The sequence below is a fragment of the Methylomonas sp. HYX-M1 genome (genome assembly GCF_040741385.1).
In the GTDB taxonomy this organism is placed as follows: domain Bacteria; phylum Pseudomonadota; class Gammaproteobacteria; order Methylococcales; family Methylomonadaceae; genus Methylomonas; species Methylomonas rhizoryzae.
This window is the reverse complement of sequence record NZ_CP160405.1, coordinates 914,439-935,335: the sequence shown is the minus strand read 5'-3', so window position 1 is coordinate 935,335 and position 20,897 is coordinate 914,439. Positions and strand designations below refer to the sequence as shown.

Sequence of the window (20,897 nt, the reverse complement as noted above, 5' to 3'; positions counted from 1 at the left end):
TCGGAGCCTATCATGACAAGGACAGGCAAACTCCGGCTCCGTTTAGCGCGACGAACTCGGCTCACCACGCGCTTGTTCGCCGCATCCGTCTCCGGTGCTTTCGTTTTCCTGTATGCCGCCTCGGCGCTTAACGCCAACGCCATGGCACAAGAAAACCCTTATTCGGTCAAAGCCGCTTTTTTGCGCAACTTCGCTCACTATGTCGACTGGCCGGATAGCGCGTTTAACGGCGTCGCGGACCACTGGCGCATTTGCGTGATCGGCCCCGATCCCTTCGGCGAAATTTTGGACAATACCCTGCAAGACCGCAATGAAAACGGCCGCAGCTTTACCGTCGTCCGCGTCAGCAACGCCAAAGAAGCGCGCAATTGCCACATCGCCTACGTCACGTATCAAGACGACACGCTACGCCGCGCGATACTGGCCGAAACGCGCGGCATGCCTATTTTGACGGCCGGCGATGCCGATACCTTCCTCGACGAAGGCGGCATCATCCGCTTCAACGTCCGCGACCGGATAGGCATGAGCGTCAACTTGGATCAAGCCCGTTCGGTAAGTTTGAAAATTCAAACCAAGATGCTGGAAGTGTCCAACGATGTCTTGGTCAACGGCGCTTTCATCCGTGTACGCTGATTAGGGCAGTGAAGCATGAGCATTCAAACCCGGCTGGCATCGGTACTTTGGACGGCGGCTCTGCTGGCCTTGCTGCTAGGCGCAGCCGGCTTGGCCGTTTATCAGCGTTTGACCTTGGAACAAAGAGTCCGGCAAATCATAGAGCCATACGCCCGGTTTGTTGCGGTAGGCAGCGATGCCGCCATTGCCTTTCAAGACCCTAGCCGCGCCCAAGAGATTTTAGAAACGCTGCACGCCAATCCTGAAATACTCGGCGCCGAGATCGTGCTGCAAAACGGCGAACGCCTGGCCGGCTTTACCAGCGGCGACGCGCCGTCCGTAACGCTGCCGAGCAACGGCCTGCACCTCAACGGCAAGCACGCGCAACTGCGACTGGCCTTGAGCCACGGTGCGTATTTGCAGTTGCACATGAGTCTTAGACAACTGGAAAATCAAACCGCGCAATTGGCATGGTTGTTTGCCTCCGGCCTATTGGTCATGCTGACCGCCACCGCGATTCAATTGCACGTTTTGAAATGCACGGTAGCGGAACCTATCGCAAAACTGACGGCGGCCACCGAAACCATTCAAGCGGCCGCCAATTACCGGCACCGTGTGCAAACCGGCGGCAGCGACGAATTGTCCAGATTGGCCGGCAGCTTTAACGCGATGATGGATGCGATTGAGGAACGCGAAGCCGAATTGCTTAAATTGAGCAATTTTCGCCGCACCATCTTGGATAACGTCGCTTACGGCATAGTCACCACCGATGCCGACGGCATCGTCACCAGTTTCAATCCGGCCGCCGAACGCTTGCTCGGCTACCGTGCCGACGAAGTGATAGGCCGCACGACCCCGCTAAGCTGGCACGACCCGGAGGAAATCGCCCGCTACGCGACAACCTTGTCGGACGAACTCGGCTATCCGGTAAAGCCCGGATTTACCGCCTTCGTTACCCGGCCGTTGCACCATCAGTCGGAAGAGCATGAGTGGACGTTTATTCGCAAGAACGGCCAGCGCTTCCCGGTCAATCTTTGCATCACCGCACTGCTGAACGCCGACGGCTCTGTCGGTGGCTTCGTCGGTCTGGTTTACGATTTAACCGAACGCAAACAGACCCAGCACCAATTGAATTTACTCAGCTTCGCCCTGGATAAAGTGCGAGAAACCATTTTGCTGACCGGCGAGAAGGATCCGCGTTTTTTATACGTCAATCAAAGTACCGCCGATACCTTAGGCTATAGCCGCGCTGAATTGACCGGGAACATGGGTATCGCCGACATCGACCCGAAATGGCAGGCGGAACGCTGGCAAAATTTTTGGCAGGATTTGTCGTTCAAGCGGCAAATGCAATTCGAATCCGTCCACCGCACCCGTTCGGGCAAACTGTTTCCGGTCGAGGTGACTTGCAATTATTTCGAATACGACGGCAGCGTTTACAACCTGGCCATTTGCCGGGACATCAGCGAACGCAAACACGCCGAAGCCGAACGTTCGCGCTACAAAGACTTGCTGGAAGAAACGGTACAACGCCGCACCGAGCAATTGCGCCTGGCCTGCGAGGCAGCGGAAGCGGCTAACAAAGCTAAAAGCACCTTCCTGGCCAACATGAACCACGAGCTGCGGACGCCGTTAAACGCCATATTGGGATTCTCATCTTTGTTGTTGAGCAACGCCGAAATCCAAGGCGACGACCGTTGCAATTTGGAAATCATTCAGCACAGCGGCGAACACTTGCTGACGCTGATCAACAACGTATTGGAAATGGCCAAAATCGAAGCCGGAAGGACTCAATTGGAACAAGCGCCTTACGATTTACCGGCCATGGTGGAACAAGTTGCGAACATGATGCGGATACGCGCCCTGGATAAACAATTGCAGCTAAAGGTGGAGTCGGCGGCCGATATTCCCCGCTACCTGATCGGCGACCAAGCCCGCTTACGGCAAGTGCTGATCAACTTGGTCGGCAATGCGATCAAGTTTACCGAGCACGGCCAGGTCATCATTCGCATCGCTACCGCCTCGGGCAAACTCCCTACGTTAACCATAGAAGTCGAAGACAGCGGGCCGGGAATTCCCGCACCAGCGCGGCAGCGTATTTTCGAACCCTTCGTACAACTCAATCCGGCGGCGAATGTCAAAGGCACCGGGCTGGGCTTGAGCATTTCCCGGCAATTCGTGCAACTGATGAACGGCAAGATCAGCCTGGAGAGTACAGTGGGCAAAGGTTCCTTATTCCGCATCGAAATCCCCTTGCAGCTGGCCAGCGCAAGCGAATTTCAACGCAACAGAAAAGTCGATGAGCGCACGGTGATCGGCCTCGCCCCGGGCCAAAAACCGTTGCGCATTCTAATCGCCGAAGATCAGCCGGAAAACCGCTTGTTGTTGACGCAACTCATGAAAACTATCGGCCTGGACGTTATGGCTGTGGAAAACGGCGAAAAAGCCGTCGCCTTGTTCGAAAGCTGGCAACCGGATTTCATCTGGATGGATAGACAAATGCCGGTATTGGACGGATTGCAAGCCGCTAAAATCATCCGAAAGTTGCCCGGCGGAAACAAGGTGAAAATCGTCGCGGTATCCGCATCGGCTTTTACCGAACAGCGGGCGGAAATGTTAACCGGCGGCATAGACGATTTCGTCGGCAAACCCTTTCAAGCCGCCGAACTATACGCCTGCCTCGGCAAACAACTCGGCGTGTCGTTTCTTTACGCCGATTATCCGGACGCGGCTGCGGCCGAACCAGGCCTGGGCGCCGACATGCTGACAGGAGTGAACGCAGCACTCCGAACCGAGCTGGAAGCGGCCTTGATCAGTCTGGACGGCGCCCGCATCGAACAGGCCATAACCCGAATTCAAGAACAAAACCGCACATTGGCGCAAATCTTGGCGAAGTTGGCTGCCGATTTGAATTATCCCGCTATTCTGACTGCGTTACGTGCCATTTCCTGATTGCTATGAGCGAAAAAAGCCAAATTTTGATAGTCGACGACACCCCGGCGTCTTTGAAATTGTTGTCCGACTTGCTCAAGAACGAAGGCTTCGACGCGCGTCCGGCGCTTAGCGGCGAACTCGCGTTGGAAGCCGTTCGCAGTCAAACCCCGGACCTTATTTTATTGGACATCATGATGCCGGTGATCGACGGTTTTACCGTCTGCCGCCGGCTGAAAGCAGACCCGCACACTTGCAACATCCCGGTGTTGTTCATCAGCGCCATTAGCGAACCGCAAGAGATACTGCAAGGCTTCGAACTCGGCGCGGTCGATTACGTCACCAAACCGTTTCGGCGCGAAGAATTGCTGGCCAGGGTGCGCACCCATCTGGAAATTTCCCGTCTGCGCCATCATCTGGAAGACGTCGTCAAAGAACGCAACCGCCAGTTGCTGGCCAGCGAACAGCAACTGAAAACGACCTTGAACGATTACATGATCGCCCATGCGCAACTGCATACCTTGCTGCGCACCATTCCGGATTTGGTCTGGTTAAAAGACCCTAACGGGGTGTTTTTGGCCTGCAACCGGCGTTTCGAATCCTTGTACGGCGCAAAGGAGGCGGATATTGTCGGCAAGACCGATTACGATTTCGTAGACAAACCGCTCGCCGACTCTTTTCGCTGTCATGACCTGCGTGCAACGGCAACGGGCCGGGTATGCGCCAACGAAGAATATTTAAACTTCGCCGACGGCAGCCACCACGGCTTGTTCGAAACCTTGAAAACGCCGATGTACGACAAAGCGGGCGGTTTGATCGGCGTGCTGGGCATCGCGCGCGACATTAGCGAACGCAAAAACGCCGAGGCCCGCATCCACAGGCAAATGCAACTTTACGCCGTGTTAAGCCAATGCAACAAAGCCATCTTGCACTGCATTCGCGAAGACGAATTGTTTTCGCAGATATGTCAAATCGCGGCCCAGTTGGACGGCATCCTGAGCGCCTGTATCGTGCTGAACGACGGAGAAAGCGGGAAACTTCGCGCCATTGCTTGTGCCGGCCGGGAAGCACGCAGCTTAGCGGAGTTGGATAGATTGATTGCGCAAGATGCCGGCCACCCGTGCAAGGCCGCCATTCAAGAACAGCGTGCGTTGTGGTCTGTCGCCCCGAACGGCACGCCGCAAGACGATAATGCGGATCATCATGCCATTTCGGCGTTACCGCTTTGGCGCGACGGCACGGTGATCGGCGCCTTGTTGTTGCAGGCCTCCATGGCTATGGCCTTCGACGAATCGGCCCGCAATCTGTTGTCGGAAATGGTCGATGAAATCAATTTCGCTCTGGAAAATTTCAGCCGCGAGCGAGCCCGCCTCGCCGCAGAAGCCGAAATCGAACGGCTGGCGTTTTACGATCAATTAACCCATTTGCCGAATCGTAAACTGCTGTACGACCGTTTGCAGCAAGCCATCGCCACAAACGCCCGTAACGGTAGCTTCGGCGCGGTACTGTTCATCGGTTTGGACGATTTCAAAAGCTTGAACGACACGCGGGGCCATGCCGTCGGCGACTTGTTGTTGACCGAAGTCGCCGGACGTTTGCAAAATTCGGTGCGCGAGGACGACAGCGTGGCCAGACCCGGCGGCGATCAATTTGTCGTGGTGTTAAACGGTGTAGGCGACGAAGTTTGCCGGGCGTCCGCACAAGTCAAAGTGCTGGCCGACAAAATCTTGACCTGCATAGATGGGCCTTATCTACTTAAAGGCCAACAACACCATTGCTCGGCAAGCGTCGGCGTCAGCGTGTTCGGAAACAGCAACCATTCGGCCGGCGAATTGTTGAAACATTCGGAAACGGCGCTATACCAGGCAAAACGCAAAGGCCGCAACAGCCTGATGTTCTACGATCCTGCCATGCAAGCCGCTTTGGAGGCCAGAACAGGGCTGGAAAACGATTTGCGTCTGGCCATAAGGGAAAATCAGTTCGTATTGTTCTACCAAATGCAAGTAGACCACCTAAACCGCATTGTCGGTGCCGAGGCCTTGTTGCGTTGGCAACATCCGCAACGCGGTTTAGTGTCGCCGCAGGATTTTATCCCACTCGCCGAGCAAACCGGCTTGATCGTGACCTTGGGCCAATGGGTATTGGAACGCGCCTGTCAACAGTTAATACGCTGGGACGAGGACGCCGGCTTGTCCAGGCTGACGCTGGCGGTGAATGTCAGTGCGTTACAGTTTCATCAAACCGATTTTGTCGAACGAGTCTGCCGAACGATACAAGGGCTGGGCAGTGCCGCCGACCGCCTGAAACTGGAATTAACCGAATCGTTGGTGCTAAGCGACATCGACGATACGATAGATAAAATTCAGCGTTTGCGGGAAACCGGCTTACAGTTTTCGATCGACGATTTCGGCACCGGTTATTCGTCGTTATCCTACTTGACCAAATTGCCTATAGACCAACTCAAGATCGATCAATCTTTCGTACGCAATATCGGCGTGACCCCTAACGACACGATAGTCGTGCAAACCATCATTGGCATGGCCGAAAACTTGCTGCTGGAATGCGTCGCCGAAGGAGTGGAAACGCAAGCTCAGTACGAGTTTCTGAAACAATCGGGCTGCAAAACCTACCAGGGCTATTGGTTCGCCAAGCCGCTGCCGCTGGCGGAATTCGAACAGCAGGCGGCGGCAAAACTGAATACCAACCCGGTTTAGACCGAAACGTCCGTGTCCTCGCCTATACCAAGCCTGCCGGCTTTTCCGCTCAGCAATGTTGTTTGATGTATTCGATGGCGCGCGCGATTCTATCCAGCGTCTTTTCCTTGCCTAACAGATACAAGGTCTGGTCTATGGCCGGAGACACTCCGCATCCGCATACGGCAATTCGCAAGGGTTGCGCCACTTTGCCCAGGTTGAGCTCCAACGCCGCTGCGCTGTCGATGACGACTTGATGCAAAGCCTCCGGCTGCCAACCTGACAAACTGTCGAAGCGGCTCCATAAATGCTGTAATACGTCTTCGACGCCGGCCTTGAAATTTTTCTTGACGGCTTTTTCCTCGTAACTATCGAAGTCGCGGTAGAAATAGACACTTTGTTCTGCCATTTCCACCAACGTCTTGCAACGCTCGCGTTGGGCCAGCACCACATCCGTCAACGCCGGCCCGGTAGCCGGGTCTATGCCCAATTCACCAAAATGCCAGCTCAAGTGATGCGCCACCCTGGCCGGATCGCTATTCATCAAATATTGATGATTAAGCCACAACAGTTTTTCGGTGTTAAAGGTAGAAGCCGAGACGTTGACTTTTTCCAGATCGAACAGTTGTATCATCTCGTCGACGCTGAACAATTCCTGATCGCCGTGCGACCAGCCCAACCGCACTAAATAATTCAGCAAGGCCTCCGGCATATAGCCGTCCATGCGGTACTGCATCACACTCACTGCGCCGTGGCGTTTGGACAAGCGCGCTCCGTCCGCCCCCAAAATCATCGGCACGTGAGCGTAAACCGGTAAACTCGCCCCTAAAGCCTTTAGTATGTTGATTTGCCGCGGGGTGTTATTGACGTGGTCGTCGCCGCGGATTACGTGAGTCACTCCCATATCCATATCGTCGACCACAACGGTCAAATTGTAAGTAGGGGTGCCGTCCGAACGGGCGATGATCAAATCGTCCAGTTCTTTGTTGGCAACCACGATACGGCCCTTGACCAAATCGTCGATGATCACGTCGCCGTGATCCGGATTTTTGAAACGCACCACCCGCTCGCCGTCTGCGGCCTCCGCAGTACGGCATTTGCCGTTGTAGCGCGGTTTTTCTTTATTGGCCATTTGTTGTTCGCGCAAGGCATCCAGCTCCTCGCGACTGCAATAGCAATAGTAGGCGTCGCCTTGATCCAGCAATTGCTGGATCACTTCTTTATACCGGTCGAAGCGGTGAGTTTGATAAAAAGGGCCCTCGTCGTATTCCAGCCCCAACCAAGTCATGCCTTCCAAGATCGCATTCACCGACTCCTGACTGGAGCGTTCCAGGTCGGTATCTTCGATACGCAAAATGAATTTACCGCCGTGTTTGCGCGCATACAACCAGGAAAACAAAGCCGTGCGGGCTCCGCCTACGTGCAGATAGCCGGTGGGACTCGGAGCGAAGCGGGTTCTAATCGTCATTTCAATAATTACCTAAATTAAGCTATAAAAAACGGTACTCATTCAGCGTCAGCCAAGATAAAGGAGTGCTCCCTGTCCTCACCCTCTCCATCGGAACAGGGATTTTTGCCTCGCGCCGAATAGTTACTAAAAACCTACAAACACCGGCTGGTTGGGATTAACCGGCGGCGCTATAGTACGCTCGCATGCCAAACTTTAAGTCCGCTTGACGTACTCTAACAATGCAAGCAAAAAACGCCGGTATTTTAAGTCCAAAAACTAAGCAGCACGTAAGCTTTAAAAATTACGCTGGTATTAGAGAGTTAGTCACAAAAAATGCTAGACTCTAAAACCAGGCCTACGAGCCGAAATTCATATAACGCACCAGGAGACCATTCATGCAAAAAATGCTCACTCTTACGGCAACGCTGACAGGCGTGATCTTGTCCGGTTGTGCAACGCAATCCAGCAATACTTTTCAACCTTTTCAAGCCGAAGACTTGAACGCTCAAGTCAAAGCCGGCCTGCTCGTACAGAAAACCAACAGCTTCTTTGTCTTGAACGACTCGTCTTCGTCGATGAGCAAAACCTACCTGGGCGCTTCCGAGTACAGCGGAACAAAATTAGACGTAGAAAAAAACTTGCTGAATAAATTCAATAAAAGCATTCCGGCCATTCCGCTGTCTTCCGGCCTGCGCAGCTTCGGTTTCGGTCCCTGTGTGGACTGGAGCACGTCCCAACTGAATCAAGGCATCCAGCCTTATTCGGCATCCGGTTTCGAAAGCGCGATTCTGTCCATGCAATGTTCGAGCGGCGGTACGCCTTTGGCGGAAGCGTTGAGCGCAACCAATGCGGATTTAGCCTCGGCACCCGGCAACATCGCCCTGATCGTCTTCAGCGACGGCATGGACGAAACCTCGCCTATACCCGCCGCAGAGGCGCTTAAGGCTCAATACGGAGACCGTTTATGCATACACACCGTCTGGGTCGGCAACGAGAGCGATGTCGGCGGCCAAGCGGTATTGCAGGAAATTTCCCAAACGTCCGGCTGCGGCGTTACGACCGATGCTACCAGCGTCGCCAATGCCGACGGCATGAGCGCATTCGTCAAGCAGGTGTTTTTCAATGACGGCAAACCCGGGCCTAAAGACGACGACCAAGACGGCGTACTCAATGACAAAGACAAATGCCCGGACACCCCGAAAGGCGCGATTGTCGATAAAGACGGCTGCTGGGCGTTCCACGGCGTCTTGTTCGATTTCGACAGCGACGTCGTTAAATCAAAATACGATCCTTTGATCGACAATGCGGTTAAAGTGATGAAACTGAATCCGACGCTGACGGTAGAAATCGAAGGCCATACCGATAGCGTCGGCAGCGAAGCCTACAACCAAGGCTTGTCCGAACGCCGAGCACTATCCGTCAAGAAAGAAATCGTCAACCAAGGAATAGACGGCAACCGTATGACCACAGTAGGTTTCGGCGAAAGTCAACCGGTAGAATCCAACGATACCGATGCAGGCCGCGCCTACAATCGCCGCGTGGTCTATAGACGTACCGACAAATAACCCCCCACCCTCGCGTTCCAAAGGGGGCTTTATGCCCCCTTTTTTTACTTTATTTCCTTGATTTCGCCCGGATGGCGCACGCCCAACACAAAACGCTGCCGGGACTTTCTCACCCACCCCCTGGCTTCTATGCGCCGGCCCAGATATCCCTCCAGAGCCGGAAAAAGGCTTAGATTGGCGCTATCGATGCGTACCGAAACTTGATCGGACAGTTCTAAATAGCCATATTTTTTGCCCAATTTCACATCGTGCACGCGCCCGGTAATACGTTTCCAACCTTTGTAGTTGCCGTCCGTCAATTGCTCGGCCGGAACAGCCGCGTAATCAGCCTCCCGCCAAATCCCCAAACGCTCGCGCTCGGCTTGTGCCTGGGCAGCCAACAAGGTCCCTGCGTATTTTAAATTCGGCGGATGGATCGCCACCGCGGCATAACCCAACTTAACCAGCTCTACATTGATGTGCTTGCGGTCCGAGCTAAAAAGATGGGCCAACACCCGCCGGTACGCATCCTGTTTTTCCGCGTCGTATTCCAGACGGACGGTTTTTCCTTCCAGCGCCCGAATCAACCACGCCTTGGCCGCTTCCCCGCCCGTTTCGGCGGCTTTGTATCGTCCCGCCACCTCCGGGGTATTGATGCCTAACAGACGGACTTTCCAGCCGTTTGCCAATAATACGGTATCGCCGTCGTAGACCTTTTTTACCAAGTAATAGTCTGCACCGGGCTCAATCTGTAAAATTCTGGCTGGCTGCTGCGAACGATCGGAATAATGGTGCTTACCCGCCGCGTCGTGCCACTCGAATATCTCGTTTGCGTGCGAGGCCGAAAATACCAAACACACCGAGGCTAAGCAGCCAATCGCGAAAACTTTATTAACGGTTCTAACAGCCATGAATGATCAACACATTATTGAAGCTACCGGAAGATGGCTCACCGATTTCGTGATTGCCTATGAAATCTGTCCCTTCGCTAGACGCGAACATCTCTCCAACAGTATACGTTATCAGGTGTGCCGCACGCCGCTGCCGGAACAGACTTTGGCAGCCGTAGTCGAGGAATGCGAGCATTTGGATAAAAATCCGGAAACTGAAACCACGCTGTTGATACTGCCCGAAGGTTACGAGGATTTCGACGATTATTTGGACATACTGGCTATCGCCGAACAATTGCTAATCGAGCTGGGATACGAAGGCATTTATCAAATAGCCAGTTTTCATCCCGACTATCATTTCGAGTTCAGCGAGCCGAGCAGCGAAGACGACGCCGCCAACTACACCAACCGATCGCCCTTCCCTATGCTGCATTTGCTCAGAGAATCCAGCATAGAACGGGCGATTGCCACCTTTCCGGATCCGGAAAACATACCGGCTCGCAACATACAAAAGACCAGACAACTAGGCGCTGAAACGCTGAGCGCCTTATTGGCACAATGCCGCCGAACGGCTGGCTGAGGCCGACGGAGCTTCGGCCCCAAACGGAAAAACGGTTTACTTGCCCGGTTTAAGTTTTTTCATCCAGCCGGACAGCGATGCCTTTTTCGCCGCTTCGCCATTATCGGCAAGCTCAATGCGTTCGTCGGCCTCAGCCGGCTGTGCATTTTTTTTCCGGACCGGTTTCCCGAATCCGCCCAACAGACCGCCTAGTTTGGCGGAAACGCCGTCCCCAAAGGCTTGGGTCTTATCGGCGGCATCCGCTTCAGATTGCACAGCCGTAGCGGCCAAGGTTTCGACCCTTGCGGGCTGTTCCGCTTCAACCGCTGTCATGTCCGGTTTCATGCCGAGTTTTTCGTCGATTTTAGCGATGGAATCCAGGGTTCTCGCGAAAAATCCTTTGCCTTTCGGCTGGGTATCGGGTTTGGCCGGCTCGGCTGCTTGAATAGGCAGCGTTGGCGTTTCCTCCGGAATTGCCGGTTGATTGAACATGCCGAAAATGCCGGAATTTTTGGCAACGGCGCTTGTTTCCACGCTTGCTGCTGCGCTTATCGGTGACAGCTCTTCTGCAGAAATGGCCGGCACTTCGCCGAGAACGGCATCGGTTTGCAATTCTTCTACATCGGCAGCCGTATTCATGCCCAATCTGCCGTCGATTTTGCTGAAAGAACTCATCGCCCGGGCGAATAAGCCTTTGCGCGGTCCGTCATCCTCTTTCCGACTTTCCATAACATTTACCGGCTCGGCGTCCATCGGCGCCTTCGGCGAAACAACCTCCTCGCCGGCTGCCCAATCTGCCGTTGCGGACTCTTGTTTGACGGTGCCGTCGTCTAAGTCGGCAAGCGTGTTAACCGCTACAGGTTCCAATTCCGCACCGACAGCAATCGTCGGCGCCGGCGGAGCAGCCGGAACGCTTGCCGACGCTTGCGCCAGCGCGGCTTGCGCTTTCAAGCCCTGAATTTCCGTGGTGAGACGTTGTTTATCGGCTTCCCATTGTTGCCGCGCATGCTGCAACTGTTCCAATTCCAATTCCAACTTCGCCAGCTGTTGCGTTTGAATGTTCAACCGGTCTTGCAAGCCGTTGGCCAGCATTTCTTTTTCGGCGGTTTTCGTCGCTTCCGCATGTAACGATAGTTGCAACTGCGCCTTGGCCTGCAACTCATTTCTAAAGCGCTCCGCCGCCCGGTTCAGGATGGCCGCATAGGCTTCCGGCAAATGCGCCGCATCGGCTGCCGGCAGTTTCTCCACGCTCAACTCGAAACATTCGGTCAAGCTAGCCGCACTTTCCGCCAATTGTTTGTTGCGCCGGGACAAACTCTCTGCGTTGCTTGCCGCTTGGCTGGCTTGAGCCTGGGCATCCAACTTAGCTTGCTGCAGCTCGCCATCCAATTGTGCGATTTGCTGTTGCAAGGCGGCAACATGGGTCCCGGCTTCCTCGAGTTCGGCTTGTGCGGCAGCTCTGGCCTGTTCCAATTTTCGGTAGGCGCTTTTCAGAAATCCGATGCGGATACTGTAAAAAATTGCAGTGACCAAAACCGCACACACCACCAATGCAACGGCGTATTCCCGATTGTGTAGGGTCAGTTGATACCATTGTTGCCAAAGATCTTGGCCGACCGGGACAAGTTTTTGCCATGTTTCCATAAAGTTACCTTATCGAATTTTGATGTGAGACTGCAGAGCGTTGGCCGAAAAACACCGGCATTGTATAACGAGGTCGTCAAATTTCGTTAAGCAAGGCTAATTGCGCAGGATGAGGAACCATGTAAAACGACGCATCGATAAAAGGATCGGGCTGCTTGCGAAAATGATGCCGCAACAACGTCAACGGCACGATTAACGGTACCTCGCCACGCCGATAGGATTCGATGGTCTCCACTAGTTCCTTTTTGTCCTCGCCGTCTAATGTATGCTTTAAATAACCCTGTATATGCTGCAACACATTGACGTGATTACCGCGGGTGGCAACGATTTGCAAGCAGGCCATTAATTCGCCGAAATAACGGGCGGCAAGCTGATCGATAGTGCCGGTCTCGGCATCGGCCAGCATACGGCCTAAACTTTTGGCTCGATTTTGCTCGTGACTCATCGCAATCAATTTATGTCGGCTGTGAAAGGTGATCAAGCCATGCTTGCTCAAGCCGCTTCGCTTTAATTCCAACCAACGATGCCGTACGAAAACCCGTTGAATGAAATTTTCTCTCAGCATCGGATCACCGAGCCTCCCTTCTTCTTCTACCGGCAAATCGGGAAATTGCCGTTGCATGAATTGGGCGAACACACCTACACCGGTCTTAGCCGGTATGTCGTTCTTATAAATCTTGACTCGCTCCATGCCGCAGCTTGGCGAATCCTTTTTCAGGATATATCCCGACAGCGGAGCAAGCCAGTCGCTCTGACGGGCGCTGGTTTCCCGCAGTTGCTCGGTAACGTCGAAACTATGATCTTTTACCCCGACGACGCGCACCTCGCCACCGAATTCTCTCAGCTGAACCGCCGGACGCGGCACGCCCAACCCGGCGGCATACTCCGGGCAGAACGGTTTAAACTGAAAATACTGACCGAGCGTGCGTTCGATATAACTGTGGTATTTATGCGCACCGTCGTACCTAACCGTATGACCCAGTAAACAACTGCTTATACCGATTAATATAGGTTCCATTATTTATCAGAGGCTATGTCATGAAATAGCACTTTGGCTTGACGACTACGCTCGGCGTGGTCGAGCATGGGCGGCGGATAATCGCAGGCCAAAGGATTAATGTGCCAATTATGAATGGCATGCGGCGCGAACTGGGCAAGTTCGGGCAGCCAACGCGAGATGTAAGCACAATCCGGATCGTATTTTTTTTGCTGTAACCAAGGATTAAAAATTCGAAAATACGGCTGCGCGTCACAGCCGGTTGAGGCTGCCCATTGCCAATTGCCGTTATTCAAACAAGGATCGTAATCGACCAATCGCTGGGCGAAATAGCGTTCTCCCCAGCGCCAACTGACGTGTAGATCTTTGACTAAAAACGACGCAACTATCATTCTAAGCCGGTTGGGTAGCATGCCGGTTTGATTCAACTGCCGCATCCCTGCATCCACTATCGGAAAGCCGGTACGTCCCGCCGCCCAAGCTTCAAATTCGGCTAAATCGTTACGCCAAGACAAATGGTCGAATCGCGGCTGGAAAGCGTGGCCGAATACGTGTGGAAAATCAACGGCGATATGGTAAAAAAAGTCCCGCCAATAAAATTGTCTGAGCAGCGCGTGGTCGGAGCCAAGATTCAAAACCGCGGCGAAGTAGGCTTCCCGTATCGAGCAACAACCGAACTTCAAATCAGCGGACAATCCGCTAGTTTGCTCCAGCGCCGGAAAATCGCGTTGCAGACTATAAGCAACCAGCTTGGACAATTGCTGCAGGCGTTGCAATGCCTGAGCGCGCCCGCCCCGCAACGGACTGCTGCAGGGCCCTGCAAATCGCGCTGGTGACTCGATTTCTTCCGGTACGGCGTCGATCACGAATTCGCCGGCCGCTAACTCGCGAGGTTGCGCGACGGGAATGGCATGCGCTTGTCGATAGAAAGCGGTAAACACCTGATAGCGGCCGCCGTTGGCTTTGACCACTGCTTCCGGCTCGTTCAACAACGCATCGGCATGCTGAAAAAAGCCTAACCCGTGATCCGCGCAATACGCCGCCAATTCGGAATCTCTTCGTTTGCTGAACGGCGTGTAATCGCGATTGACGAAAACCGCGGCCAAATTCAACCGCCGATGCAAGACGGATAACACCTGGATGGGAGCAGCATAAAAAAGATGCAAGCGCGCACCGCGTGCGCGCAACTGTTCCTGCAAATCCTGCACGGCTTCCAACAGATAGTTCAAGCCGAAACGGCTTTGGTAGGCATGAGGCTCGATTTGTTCGGGGTCAAAAACAAATGCGGCAAACACCCGCTTGGAGTTTGTCAAGGCCGCATTCAAGCCGGCATTATCATAAAGGCGTAAATCTCGCCGAAAAATGAACAACGAGGTTGAATAACTGCGATGCATGGGCGTTTAAACGCAATCGCCCCAATGAATAATCATTTGCTGACAATTGAACATAATGTTCGGGTAATGCTGATAAATCACCCAGCGTAGTGCCAAGTCTAAATAGGCGGCAACGACCAGCCAACGCGCCGCCACCCCACTCCACCGCCGTTGACAATTTTTGGAGCAGCGCCACACCGCTCCGGTCCAGTAAATCAACGGCATAGCCATGATAATGTGCATGGTCACCCAGCTTGCGACCGTAAAAGTACCTTGATCGATCCGGTAATCGATGTAAAACAATAAACTGTTATACAGAATAAAAAACGGCCAAAATGCGTCTTTAAGTTTGATGTAGCCCAACCAAGTCCACTGCAAATAAAAATACAAGCTCGTCGGAGTACGCGGCTCGTAGCCGACATCGGGCTCAGGGGTAACAGCATAAATCAATAAGCCAAGTGCCAACGCAATCAAGCAGACTTCGTAACCGCTTAGGAACGAGGTAAATGCCAATAATAAAGACAAAGAATCTATCAACATGCGGATTAAACCGGATTTAAAATATTGTGTAGCGCTTGACTGAGCTGATTGAATTGAAAGCGAAATCCACTCGCTAAAAGGCGCTTAGGCACGACTCGTTGACTACCCAGCAACACATCGGCCATTTCGCCCAAAACCAATCTTAGCAAGCGTTCCGGCATAGGCATGAGCATGGGTCTATGCAATTGGCCCGCCAGTGCCGCGCTGAATTGGCGGTTGGTCACGGGTTCCGGCGCCACCGCGTTATAAGGGCCCGTCATCGTCGAATCGGTTAACATCGCCATAACAATGGCGATCCAATCGTCGATATGTATCCAAGACATCCATTGGTTCCCGCTACCCAATCTGCCACCAAACCCCATTCGGAACGGCAGCAACATCCTGTTTAGAATGCCGCCTTTGTCACCTAACACCAAACCGGTACGAATCAAACACACTCTTATCCCGGCAAGCTCTGCCGTGCGGGCCGCCGTCTCCCAATCCGCACAAAGCTGCTGGCTGAAATCGTTAACCGGCCTACTGTCTTCGTCCAGGATTCGCTCCGCTTGATTACCGTAATAGCCTATCGCCGAGCCGCTAACGAACGCCGGCTTGCTCTTAGCCGCCGTCATCCAAGCGACTAGCTGCAAGGTGAACTGGATTCGGCTATTCCTGATTAATGCCTTGCGCGCAGCCGTCCAAAAACCGTCGAAAATACCCGCTCCGGCCAAATTTACCACGGCAAAAAATTGATCCGCTTCAGGTAATTGGTCAATGCGAGTGACGGCTTTAACGGACGCATCGAACCGGCCGGCCACCTTAGCCGAACTTCGGCTGAATACGGTAACGGCATATCCGCCGGCCAGTAATCGCTTCACTAAAGCGCTACCCAGAAACCCTGTTCCTCCGGTCACTAATACGGCTGGCTGGTTCATGTTTCACCTCCACATATAGCGAGTTTTATATCTCCTCAATCGCTCTGATCGAGATGTACGGATTTTCCGCGGGGCAACATCAATTTACTCAACTGGCGACTTTTTAACCAAACCATCATTCTGAAAACTAATAGCAAAATCACTAAAATCAAATAAACCAAGGGTTGGATTAAATTGCCCTTCAGCTGCCAAATATAGTGAGTGACAGCAATGATTGCGGCATAATATATAAAACGGTGTAATTTTTTCCAATTTTTGCCTAAACGTTTTTTAGCTGAATTTGGAGAAGTCACCGCCAACAACAAAATGACGAAATAAGCGATTACCCCCATCCATAAATAAATGCTTTCGATTATATCCACATATATGGTATGCCAGGCCGCTGCATGGTCAACGAATAAGTATGCCAACAAATGTAACGAAGCATAAAAAAAAGCATACATTCCGAACATTTGCCTAAAATCGGCCATGCCACGCCAATTCGTAATCGTTTGAACCGGCGTTATCGCTAAGGTGATGCAAATAAATCGGAGCGCCCAATCCCCTAACCTAATAGTAATGGCTTGAATCGGATTGCCACCCAATCTATCCAATAAAATATCCAACAACAACCAAAACAAAGGCAACAAACAGCAAAGCGCCACCGGAATTCTGATATTATCAAGCTTCAATGACATTAGAAAAATTGCCGCAGATCCATTTGACTATACATTGATGCTACTTCGTCCCCGTAGCCGTTGAATAATTCGGTGTTACGTCTGGGCGTAAAAAAACCCGTTCCCAACACCCGTTCCGAATGTTGACTCCAACGAGGATGCGGCACTTTGGGATTTACGTTTGCATAAAACCCATATTCATCGGCTGCAAACTTATTCCAACTTGTTATCGGCTGCCTTTTCAACAATTCTATTTTGACAACCGCTTTTATACTTTTAAACCCATATTTCCATGGCACAATCAATCTAACCGGCGCCCCATTTTGCTTAGGCAAATATTCACCGTACATGCCAACCGCCAGGATGGTTAATGGATGCATGGCTTCATCAATTCTTAAACCCTCTACGTACGGCCAGTCCAACATGGCACCCTTAGCTTGCTTGGGCATATTTTCCGGCTGAAATATCGAGGTAAACCTTACGAACTTAGCGGACGACAAGGGCTTAGCTGCACTCAATATTCCGGATAACGGAAGCCCTATCCAAGGCACGACCATAGACCAACCTTCCACACAACGAAGTCTATACCTATATTCCTGAAGCAACGCCGACTTAAGCAAGTCTTCGATATAAACCCTTTTCGGAACCTCCACCTCGCCGGCTATTTCCAAGCTCCAATCGGATACTACAAGCTTGCTTGCCAATTGCGAGGATTCTTCTTTATCAAAAGAAAACTCGTAATAATTAGTGAAATTTTTGACGAATTGCGGCGGAGTTAGGTCCACATTTTCCAAATGAGGCGCCACCTTGTTCAGCTTAGCAAACGATTTATTCTCTATGCTATCGCGATTTGCATAGGTGTTTTGCAAAGGCAAAACAGGTGCCAGAGCGAGCGCTTTTATAATCCGCCTTCTTTGCTGAAAAATCTTCGGATCGGTTATTCCGCTATCCGGGATTTGTTTTTTGGTTTTAATAATCATCCCGATGCCCAGTTAACGTACTACATTGATTTGTTATCGTTTGCCTTTTGGAATTAAGCCTAAAAGCTGCCTGATTTTTCGTTCGGTAATAAACGCCAGCGAAAACAATTGCACGAAGTTTTCCGCCTCGATTAAATCCAAACCTATATTTGCAGGAACCAACTCCTTTCTGGTACCGAACATCTTATCCCAAACGGACAAAACAATGCCGTAGTTACTATCGTGTTCTATGCGTATTTTCGAATGATGAACTCGATGCAAATACGGGGTGATAATAAAATTAGAAACATATTCTTCATTAGGCACTTTAATGTTGGCATGATGAAAAAATATAAAAAATAATTCGATAATTTCTATCGATAAAACCAAATAGGCATTTACACCTATTAAAATAACAAATATGCATTTGTAAACTATTTCCAACAGCAAGTCGAGCACGTGAAACCTAAACCCGGTAGACACGTTAAAACTTTTATCGCTGTGGTGCACCTTATGAAATCGCCATAACCATTCAAACTTATGACCGGCAACATGCCAAAGATAAATTGCAAAATCAAATAGGGCAAATACCAACAAAAATTTAACGGGCCCGGTTTGCATTCCGTTTAACAAACCTAAATATGAAAACTCTTGCGCCACCAGAAATAATGAGGATGCTTTGAGTACGGTAAGAATGATGTTGTTAACCAAAAATGCCGTGGTATTCGTCACAATTGATTCTTTATACACTTTGGACGGAAACTGCCTATAAGGCTTTCGCTTCTCAATCACTAATAATACGACGAAGGCTAAAACCGCTAGTCCGAGTAAACTTTGATTAAGTAGCAAATCCGGATTAGAACCGTTATTAATTGAGCTCATACCTTATACACGCAAATGTTTTATTTTTTTAAAGCATTAATAATGCCGTTTAGCTCTAATAATTCATTAGTATTATTTACTTGTACCGTAATATCGTGCTGCACACCCAAAAAATAAATAACTCTTTGTTTTTTATCAAACAAAGGAACTATTTTCAATCTATTGTGAAATAAAGTTCCATCTTTTTTATAATTTCTCAGAGTTACTTCTACGGTTTCTCGATTTTTAATCGCCTCGGCAATTATAAACCTAGCTTCTTGATCTCTATCGTTACCCTGTAAAAATCGGCAATTTTTACCTACAATATCTTCTCGACTATAACCTGTTAATTTTTCAAACGCTTTATTAGCGTAAACAATTGGTGCATCTTCCAGATCAGGATCAGCTAACGTAACGCCATTGACGCATTCATCCAGGATGGCGGCCAACACTTGTGGAATCAATCCCGTATCTTTATGAACTACAAACTCCATATTGACAACTCCGAATAAATAGGTTTTATATCAGCACTCAGCCGCGATTAGGTTTTTTATATTTTCTACAGTATTTTCCGCCCCTTCTTCGATCGCATAGCGTATCAATTTTTCGAAGGGCCGCATAAATACGTCCAGCTCCAAAAGTTCGAAGCGAAACGTCAGTTTGGTTGGTTTTTCGGTTTCTTGTCCCTGCAATTGATAGTGGTGTTTATAGGGATCTCGAATGCCTTGAAACACTACTGTGGCATAAGGTTGATATTCAATGATTTCGAATATCGATTCGAATGTTCCATCGGGCTCCTGCCGTAGTTGCTTGGCTTTTGCCCCGACTCTGGCTTCAACACCATCAAGAGCCTCGAAACCAATAACTTCCTGCGCCCATTTAGGATAATTATCGAAAAATCGCTCACCTATGAAATAAAATACTTCTCTCATGGTTTTATCAATTTCGACGCTCGCTTCTCCCGCGATTGGAATATTCATTTCGAAAGGCAACTTAATTCGCATTTTCTCTCCTGATTCAGTAAAACCCGTCAATTAAATCCGGTCGCTCATATCTCAATTGTTTAGATCCGACACAAAAGCGTTGTCATCGTTCAATCAAACCATCTTGAGCTTGACTAACTTTAGACGCAAACCCAGTATGAGTGATCTTAACATTTACCAAAATAACGGATTTTACGTCTCCTATAAGATTAACGCATTAGGAGCAAACAGGATGATACCGAGCGAATTCGGAAAAACAATGGGGCCCGAACACGACTTCTGTTCTAAGGATGGGCATGCTTCAAAGTAGAAATAGCAAGACTGAATAGATTTCGGATTATGCAGGCCGCACTAATCCGGACAGCGCTTATGTCGGTCCGATTTATAGAATGGAAAGCGAATGCCCTCAGACATTCGCACTAGCTAATAAAAAAGAAAGCGTAGATGGGATAGCGGAATAGGACCTGATTGTGTTTCGGCAGACAGGTTTTTTAGGACGTCAGTTTTAGCAAAACATACATGCCCGTAAACTATTCGGCATTAAGAATTTTGGCCAGCTTTTCCGCGGGAACATAACCCGGCAAAACATTGCCTTTTTCCGTCACAATCATCGGCGTTCCGCTCATACCGAATGCCTCGCCCAATTGCATATGCCGGTCTATCGGATTATCGCAGGACTTGGCTTGCACGGTTTCGCCCTTTTTGGCCGAAGTCAGAGCTTTTTGTTTGTCTGCAGAACACCAAACAGCAACAGCTTTTGCGTAAGAGTCCGAACCTTTGCCGGCTCGAGGGAAAAACAAATAACGCACGGTGATGCCCTGTGCGAGATATTGATCGATCTCCGAATGCAGTTTACGGCAATAACCGCAATCGATATCCGTGAAAACAGACACTATGTGTTTGTTAGCATCAGGCTTGAAGACAATCATGTTTTGCTCGCCAACCTTATCTAACGCCTGTTTTCTTACGCCTGCCATTTTATCTTCGGTAATATTTTTCTTTTCGACCGAATCGAACACTTGGCCTTGCAGTAAATAACGACCATCCTCAGAAACATAAAAAATGTTGCCGTCGGCAATCACTTCGTACAGACTTTTAATCTCCATCGGGGCAATCGAGTCTATACGAGCTCCGGGAACAAACTCGCCTAAAGTCTTTTTAATGGCTAACTCATCGGTATATCCGGTCGTTAAAGCAACTAACGCTGACATCGTAGTCAAAACGCGCATCAATTTTTTCATAAGATGAACCAATTAGGTTTTGGAAGATAATGGGCAGACAAGGCGGCGTT

General features: G+C 50.7%; 18 protein-coding genes. 5 read left to right on the top strand and 13 right to left on the bottom strand.

Features of this window, described 5'->3' with window-relative positions; translation table 11 throughout:
* Window positions 1-12 precede the first annotated feature (12 nt).
* Genes AB0A83_RS04375 through AB0A83_RS04365 form a run of 3 tightly spaced genes read left to right on the top strand, consistent with a single transcriptional unit; the run spans window position 13 to window position 6,257 of the window.
* Window positions 13-633 (top strand): YfiR family protein, encoded by a 621-nt coding sequence (locus AB0A83_RS04375; protein ID WP_150047077.1) that lies wholly within the window; start codon window positions 13-15, stop codon window positions 631-633.
* Between the two features lie 15 nt (window positions 634-648).
* The gene (locus AB0A83_RS04370; protein ID WP_367155494.1) at window positions 649-3,564 is read left to right on the top strand and encodes a PAS domain S-box protein; all 2,916 of its coding nucleotides are present in this window, start codon (window positions 649-651) and stop codon (window positions 3,562-3,564) included.
* A gap of 5 nt (window positions 3,565-3,569) precedes the next feature.
* Window positions 3,570-6,257 (top strand): EAL domain-containing protein, encoded by a 2,688-nt coding sequence (locus AB0A83_RS04365; RefSeq protein ID WP_367155493.1) that lies wholly within the window; start codon window positions 3,570-3,572, stop codon window positions 6,255-6,257.
* Between the two features lie 49 nt (window positions 6,258-6,306).
* Here the strand turns inward: AB0A83_RS04365 and gltX are convergent, their stop codons facing one another.
* Window positions 6,307-7,704 carry a glutamate--tRNA ligase gene (gene gltX / locus AB0A83_RS04360; RefSeq protein ID WP_367155492.1) on the bottom strand — a complete coding sequence of 466 codons (1,398 nt, stop codon included), beginning with the start codon at window positions 7,702-7,704 and terminating at the stop codon, window positions 6,307-6,309.
* Window positions 7,705-8,081: 377 nt separating this feature from the next.
* On the opposite strand from gltX, the gene AB0A83_RS04355 reads away from it, so the two are divergent.
* Window positions 8,082-9,251 carry an OmpA family protein gene (locus tag AB0A83_RS04355; RefSeq protein WP_367155491.1) on the top strand — a complete coding sequence of 390 codons (1,170 nt, stop codon included), beginning with the start codon at window positions 8,082-8,084 and terminating at the stop codon, window positions 9,249-9,251.
* A gap of 44 nt (window positions 9,252-9,295) precedes the next feature.
* Here AB0A83_RS04355 and AB0A83_RS04350 read toward each other — a convergent pair whose 3' ends face one another.
* A complete protein-coding gene (locus tag AB0A83_RS04350) occupies window positions 9,296-10,141 on the bottom strand; it encodes a thermonuclease family protein (protein ID WP_150047068.1) in 846 nt (281 codons plus the stop codon).
* Between AB0A83_RS04350 and AB0A83_RS04345 the strand changes: the two genes are divergently transcribed.
* Window positions 10,140-10,700 (top strand): DUF1415 domain-containing protein, encoded by a 561-nt coding sequence (locus AB0A83_RS04345; protein ID WP_150047066.1) that lies wholly within the window; start codon window positions 10,140-10,142, stop codon window positions 10,698-10,700. The genes AB0A83_RS04350 and AB0A83_RS04345 overlap by 2 nt on opposite strands.
* A 36-nt stretch (window positions 10,701-10,736) precedes the next feature.
* Here AB0A83_RS04345 and AB0A83_RS04340 read toward each other — a convergent pair whose 3' ends face one another.
* The 11 genes from AB0A83_RS04340 to AB0A83_RS04290 form a co-directional block, all read right to left on the bottom strand.
* Window positions 10,737-12,323, bottom strand: coding sequence for a hypothetical protein (locus AB0A83_RS04340; protein WP_367155490.1), 1,587 nt, complete (start codon window positions 12,321-12,323; stop codon window positions 10,737-10,739).
* A 76-nt stretch (window positions 12,324-12,399) separates the two neighbouring features.
* The gene (locus AB0A83_RS04335; RefSeq protein WP_150047062.1) at window positions 12,400-13,341 is read right to left on the bottom strand and encodes a DUF523 and DUF1722 domain-containing protein; all 942 of its coding nucleotides are present in this window, start codon (window positions 13,339-13,341) and stop codon (window positions 12,400-12,402) included.
* Window positions 13,341-14,714: a deoxyribodipyrimidine photo-lyase gene (locus tag AB0A83_RS04330; protein ID WP_367155489.1), complete on the bottom strand. Its 1,374-nt coding sequence runs from the start codon at window positions 14,712-14,714 to the stop codon at window positions 13,341-13,343. Before AB0A83_RS04330 ends, AB0A83_RS04335 begins: the two co-directional genes overlap by 1 nt.
* A gap of 6 nt (window positions 14,715-14,720) precedes the next feature.
* Window positions 14,721-15,233, bottom strand: coding sequence for a hypothetical protein (locus AB0A83_RS04325; RefSeq protein ID WP_150047058.1), 513 nt, complete (start codon window positions 15,231-15,233; stop codon window positions 14,721-14,723).
* 5 nt (window positions 15,234-15,238) lie between these two features.
* On the bottom strand, window positions 15,239-16,147 hold the full coding sequence (locus tag AB0A83_RS04320) for a TIGR01777 family oxidoreductase (RefSeq protein ID WP_150047056.1): 909 nt from the start codon (window positions 16,145-16,147) through the stop codon (window positions 15,239-15,241).
* Window positions 16,148-16,182: 35 nt separating this feature from the next.
* Window positions 16,183-16,824, bottom strand: a complete 642-nt coding sequence (locus AB0A83_RS04315) for a sulfite oxidase heme-binding subunit YedZ (RefSeq protein WP_150047054.1) — start codon at window positions 16,822-16,824, stop codon at window positions 16,183-16,185.
* Window positions 16,824-17,783: a protein-methionine-sulfoxide reductase catalytic subunit MsrP gene (gene msrP, locus AB0A83_RS04310; protein ID WP_367155487.1), complete on the bottom strand. Its 960-nt coding sequence runs from the start codon at window positions 17,781-17,783 to the stop codon at window positions 16,824-16,826. Before msrP ends, AB0A83_RS04315 begins: the two co-directional genes overlap by 1 nt.
* A 33-nt stretch (window positions 17,784-17,816) precedes the next feature.
* On the bottom strand, window positions 17,817-18,644 hold the full coding sequence (locus AB0A83_RS04305) for a sterol desaturase family protein (protein WP_150047050.1): 828 nt from the start codon (window positions 18,642-18,644) through the stop codon (window positions 17,817-17,819).
* Window positions 18,645-18,664: 20 nt separating this feature from the next.
* Complete coding sequence (locus AB0A83_RS04300) at window positions 18,665-19,117, bottom strand: PAS domain-containing protein (RefSeq protein ID WP_150047048.1); 453 nt, start codon at window positions 19,115-19,117, stop codon at window positions 18,665-18,667.
* Window positions 19,118-19,147: 30 nt separating this feature from the next.
* Entirely contained in the window at window positions 19,148-19,627 is a 480-nt protein-coding gene (locus AB0A83_RS04295; RefSeq protein WP_150047046.1) for a hypothetical protein, read from the bottom strand.
* A gap of 509 nt (window positions 19,628-20,136) precedes the next feature.
* The gene (locus AB0A83_RS04290) at window positions 20,137-20,847 is read right to left on the bottom strand and encodes a DsbC family protein (protein WP_150047044.1); all 711 of its coding nucleotides are present in this window, start codon (window positions 20,845-20,847) and stop codon (window positions 20,137-20,139) included.
* Between the last annotated feature and the right edge of the window lie 50 nt (window positions 20,848-20,897).

Excerpts from the sequence above, each read along its gene's own strand:
- AB0A83_RS04375 (WP_150047077.1), top strand. The coding sequence starts at position 13 with ATGACAAGGACAGGCAAACTCCGGCTCCGTTTAGCGCGACGAACTCGG.
- AB0A83_RS04370 (WP_367155494.1), top strand. The coding sequence starts at position 649 with ATGAGCATTCAAACCCGGCTGGCATCGGTACTTTGGACGGCGGCTCTG.
- AB0A83_RS04365 (WP_367155493.1), top strand. The coding sequence starts at position 3,570 with ATGAGCGAAAAAAGCCAAATTTTGATAGTCGACGACACCCCGGCGTCT.
- gltX (WP_367155492.1), bottom strand. The coding sequence starts at position 7,704 with ATGACGATTAGAACCCGCTTCGCTCCGAGTCCCACCGGCTATCTGCAC.
- AB0A83_RS04355 (WP_367155491.1), top strand. The coding sequence starts at position 8,082 with ATGCAAAAAATGCTCACTCTTACGGCAACGCTGACAGGCGTGATCTTG.
- AB0A83_RS04345 (WP_150047066.1), top strand. The coding sequence starts at position 10,140 with ATGAATGATCAACACATTATTGAAGCTACCGGAAGATGGCTCACCGAT.
- AB0A83_RS04350 (WP_150047068.1), bottom strand. The coding sequence starts at position 10,141 with ATGGCTGTTAGAACCGTTAATAAAGTTTTCGCGATTGGCTGCTTAGCC.
- AB0A83_RS04340 (WP_367155490.1), bottom strand. The coding sequence starts at position 12,323 with ATGGAAACATGGCAAAAACTTGTCCCGGTCGGCCAAGATCTTTGGCAA.
- AB0A83_RS04335 (WP_150047062.1), bottom strand. The coding sequence starts at position 13,341 with ATGGAACCTATATTAATCGGTATAAGCAGTTGTTTACTGGGTCATACG.
- AB0A83_RS04330 (WP_367155489.1), bottom strand. The coding sequence starts at position 14,714 with ATGCATCGCAGTTATTCAACCTCGTTGTTCATTTTTCGGCGAGATTTA.
- AB0A83_RS04325 (WP_150047058.1), bottom strand. The coding sequence starts at position 15,233 with ATGTTGATAGATTCTTTGTCTTTATTATTGGCATTTACCTCGTTCCTA.
- AB0A83_RS04320 (WP_150047056.1), bottom strand. The coding sequence starts at position 16,147 with ATGAACCAGCCAGCCGTATTAGTGACCGGAGGAACAGGGTTTCTGGGT.
- AB0A83_RS04315 (WP_150047054.1), bottom strand. The coding sequence starts at position 16,824 with ATGTCATTGAAGCTTGATAATATCAGAATTCCGGTGGCGCTTTGCTGT.
- msrP (WP_367155487.1), bottom strand. The coding sequence starts at position 17,783 with ATGATTATTAAAACCAAAAAACAAATCCCGGATAGCGGAATAACCGAT.
- AB0A83_RS04305 (WP_150047050.1), bottom strand. The coding sequence starts at position 18,644 with ATGAGCTCAATTAATAACGGTTCTAATCCGGATTTGCTACTTAATCAA.
- AB0A83_RS04300 (WP_150047048.1), bottom strand. The coding sequence starts at position 19,117 with ATGGAGTTTGTAGTTCATAAAGATACGGGATTGATTCCACAAGTGTTG.
- AB0A83_RS04295 (WP_150047046.1), bottom strand. The coding sequence starts at position 19,627 with ATGCGAATTAAGTTGCCTTTCGAAATGAATATTCCAATCGCGGGAGAA.
- AB0A83_RS04290 (WP_150047044.1), bottom strand. The coding sequence starts at position 20,847 with ATGAAAAAATTGATGCGCGTTTTGACTACGATGTCAGCGTTAGTTGCT.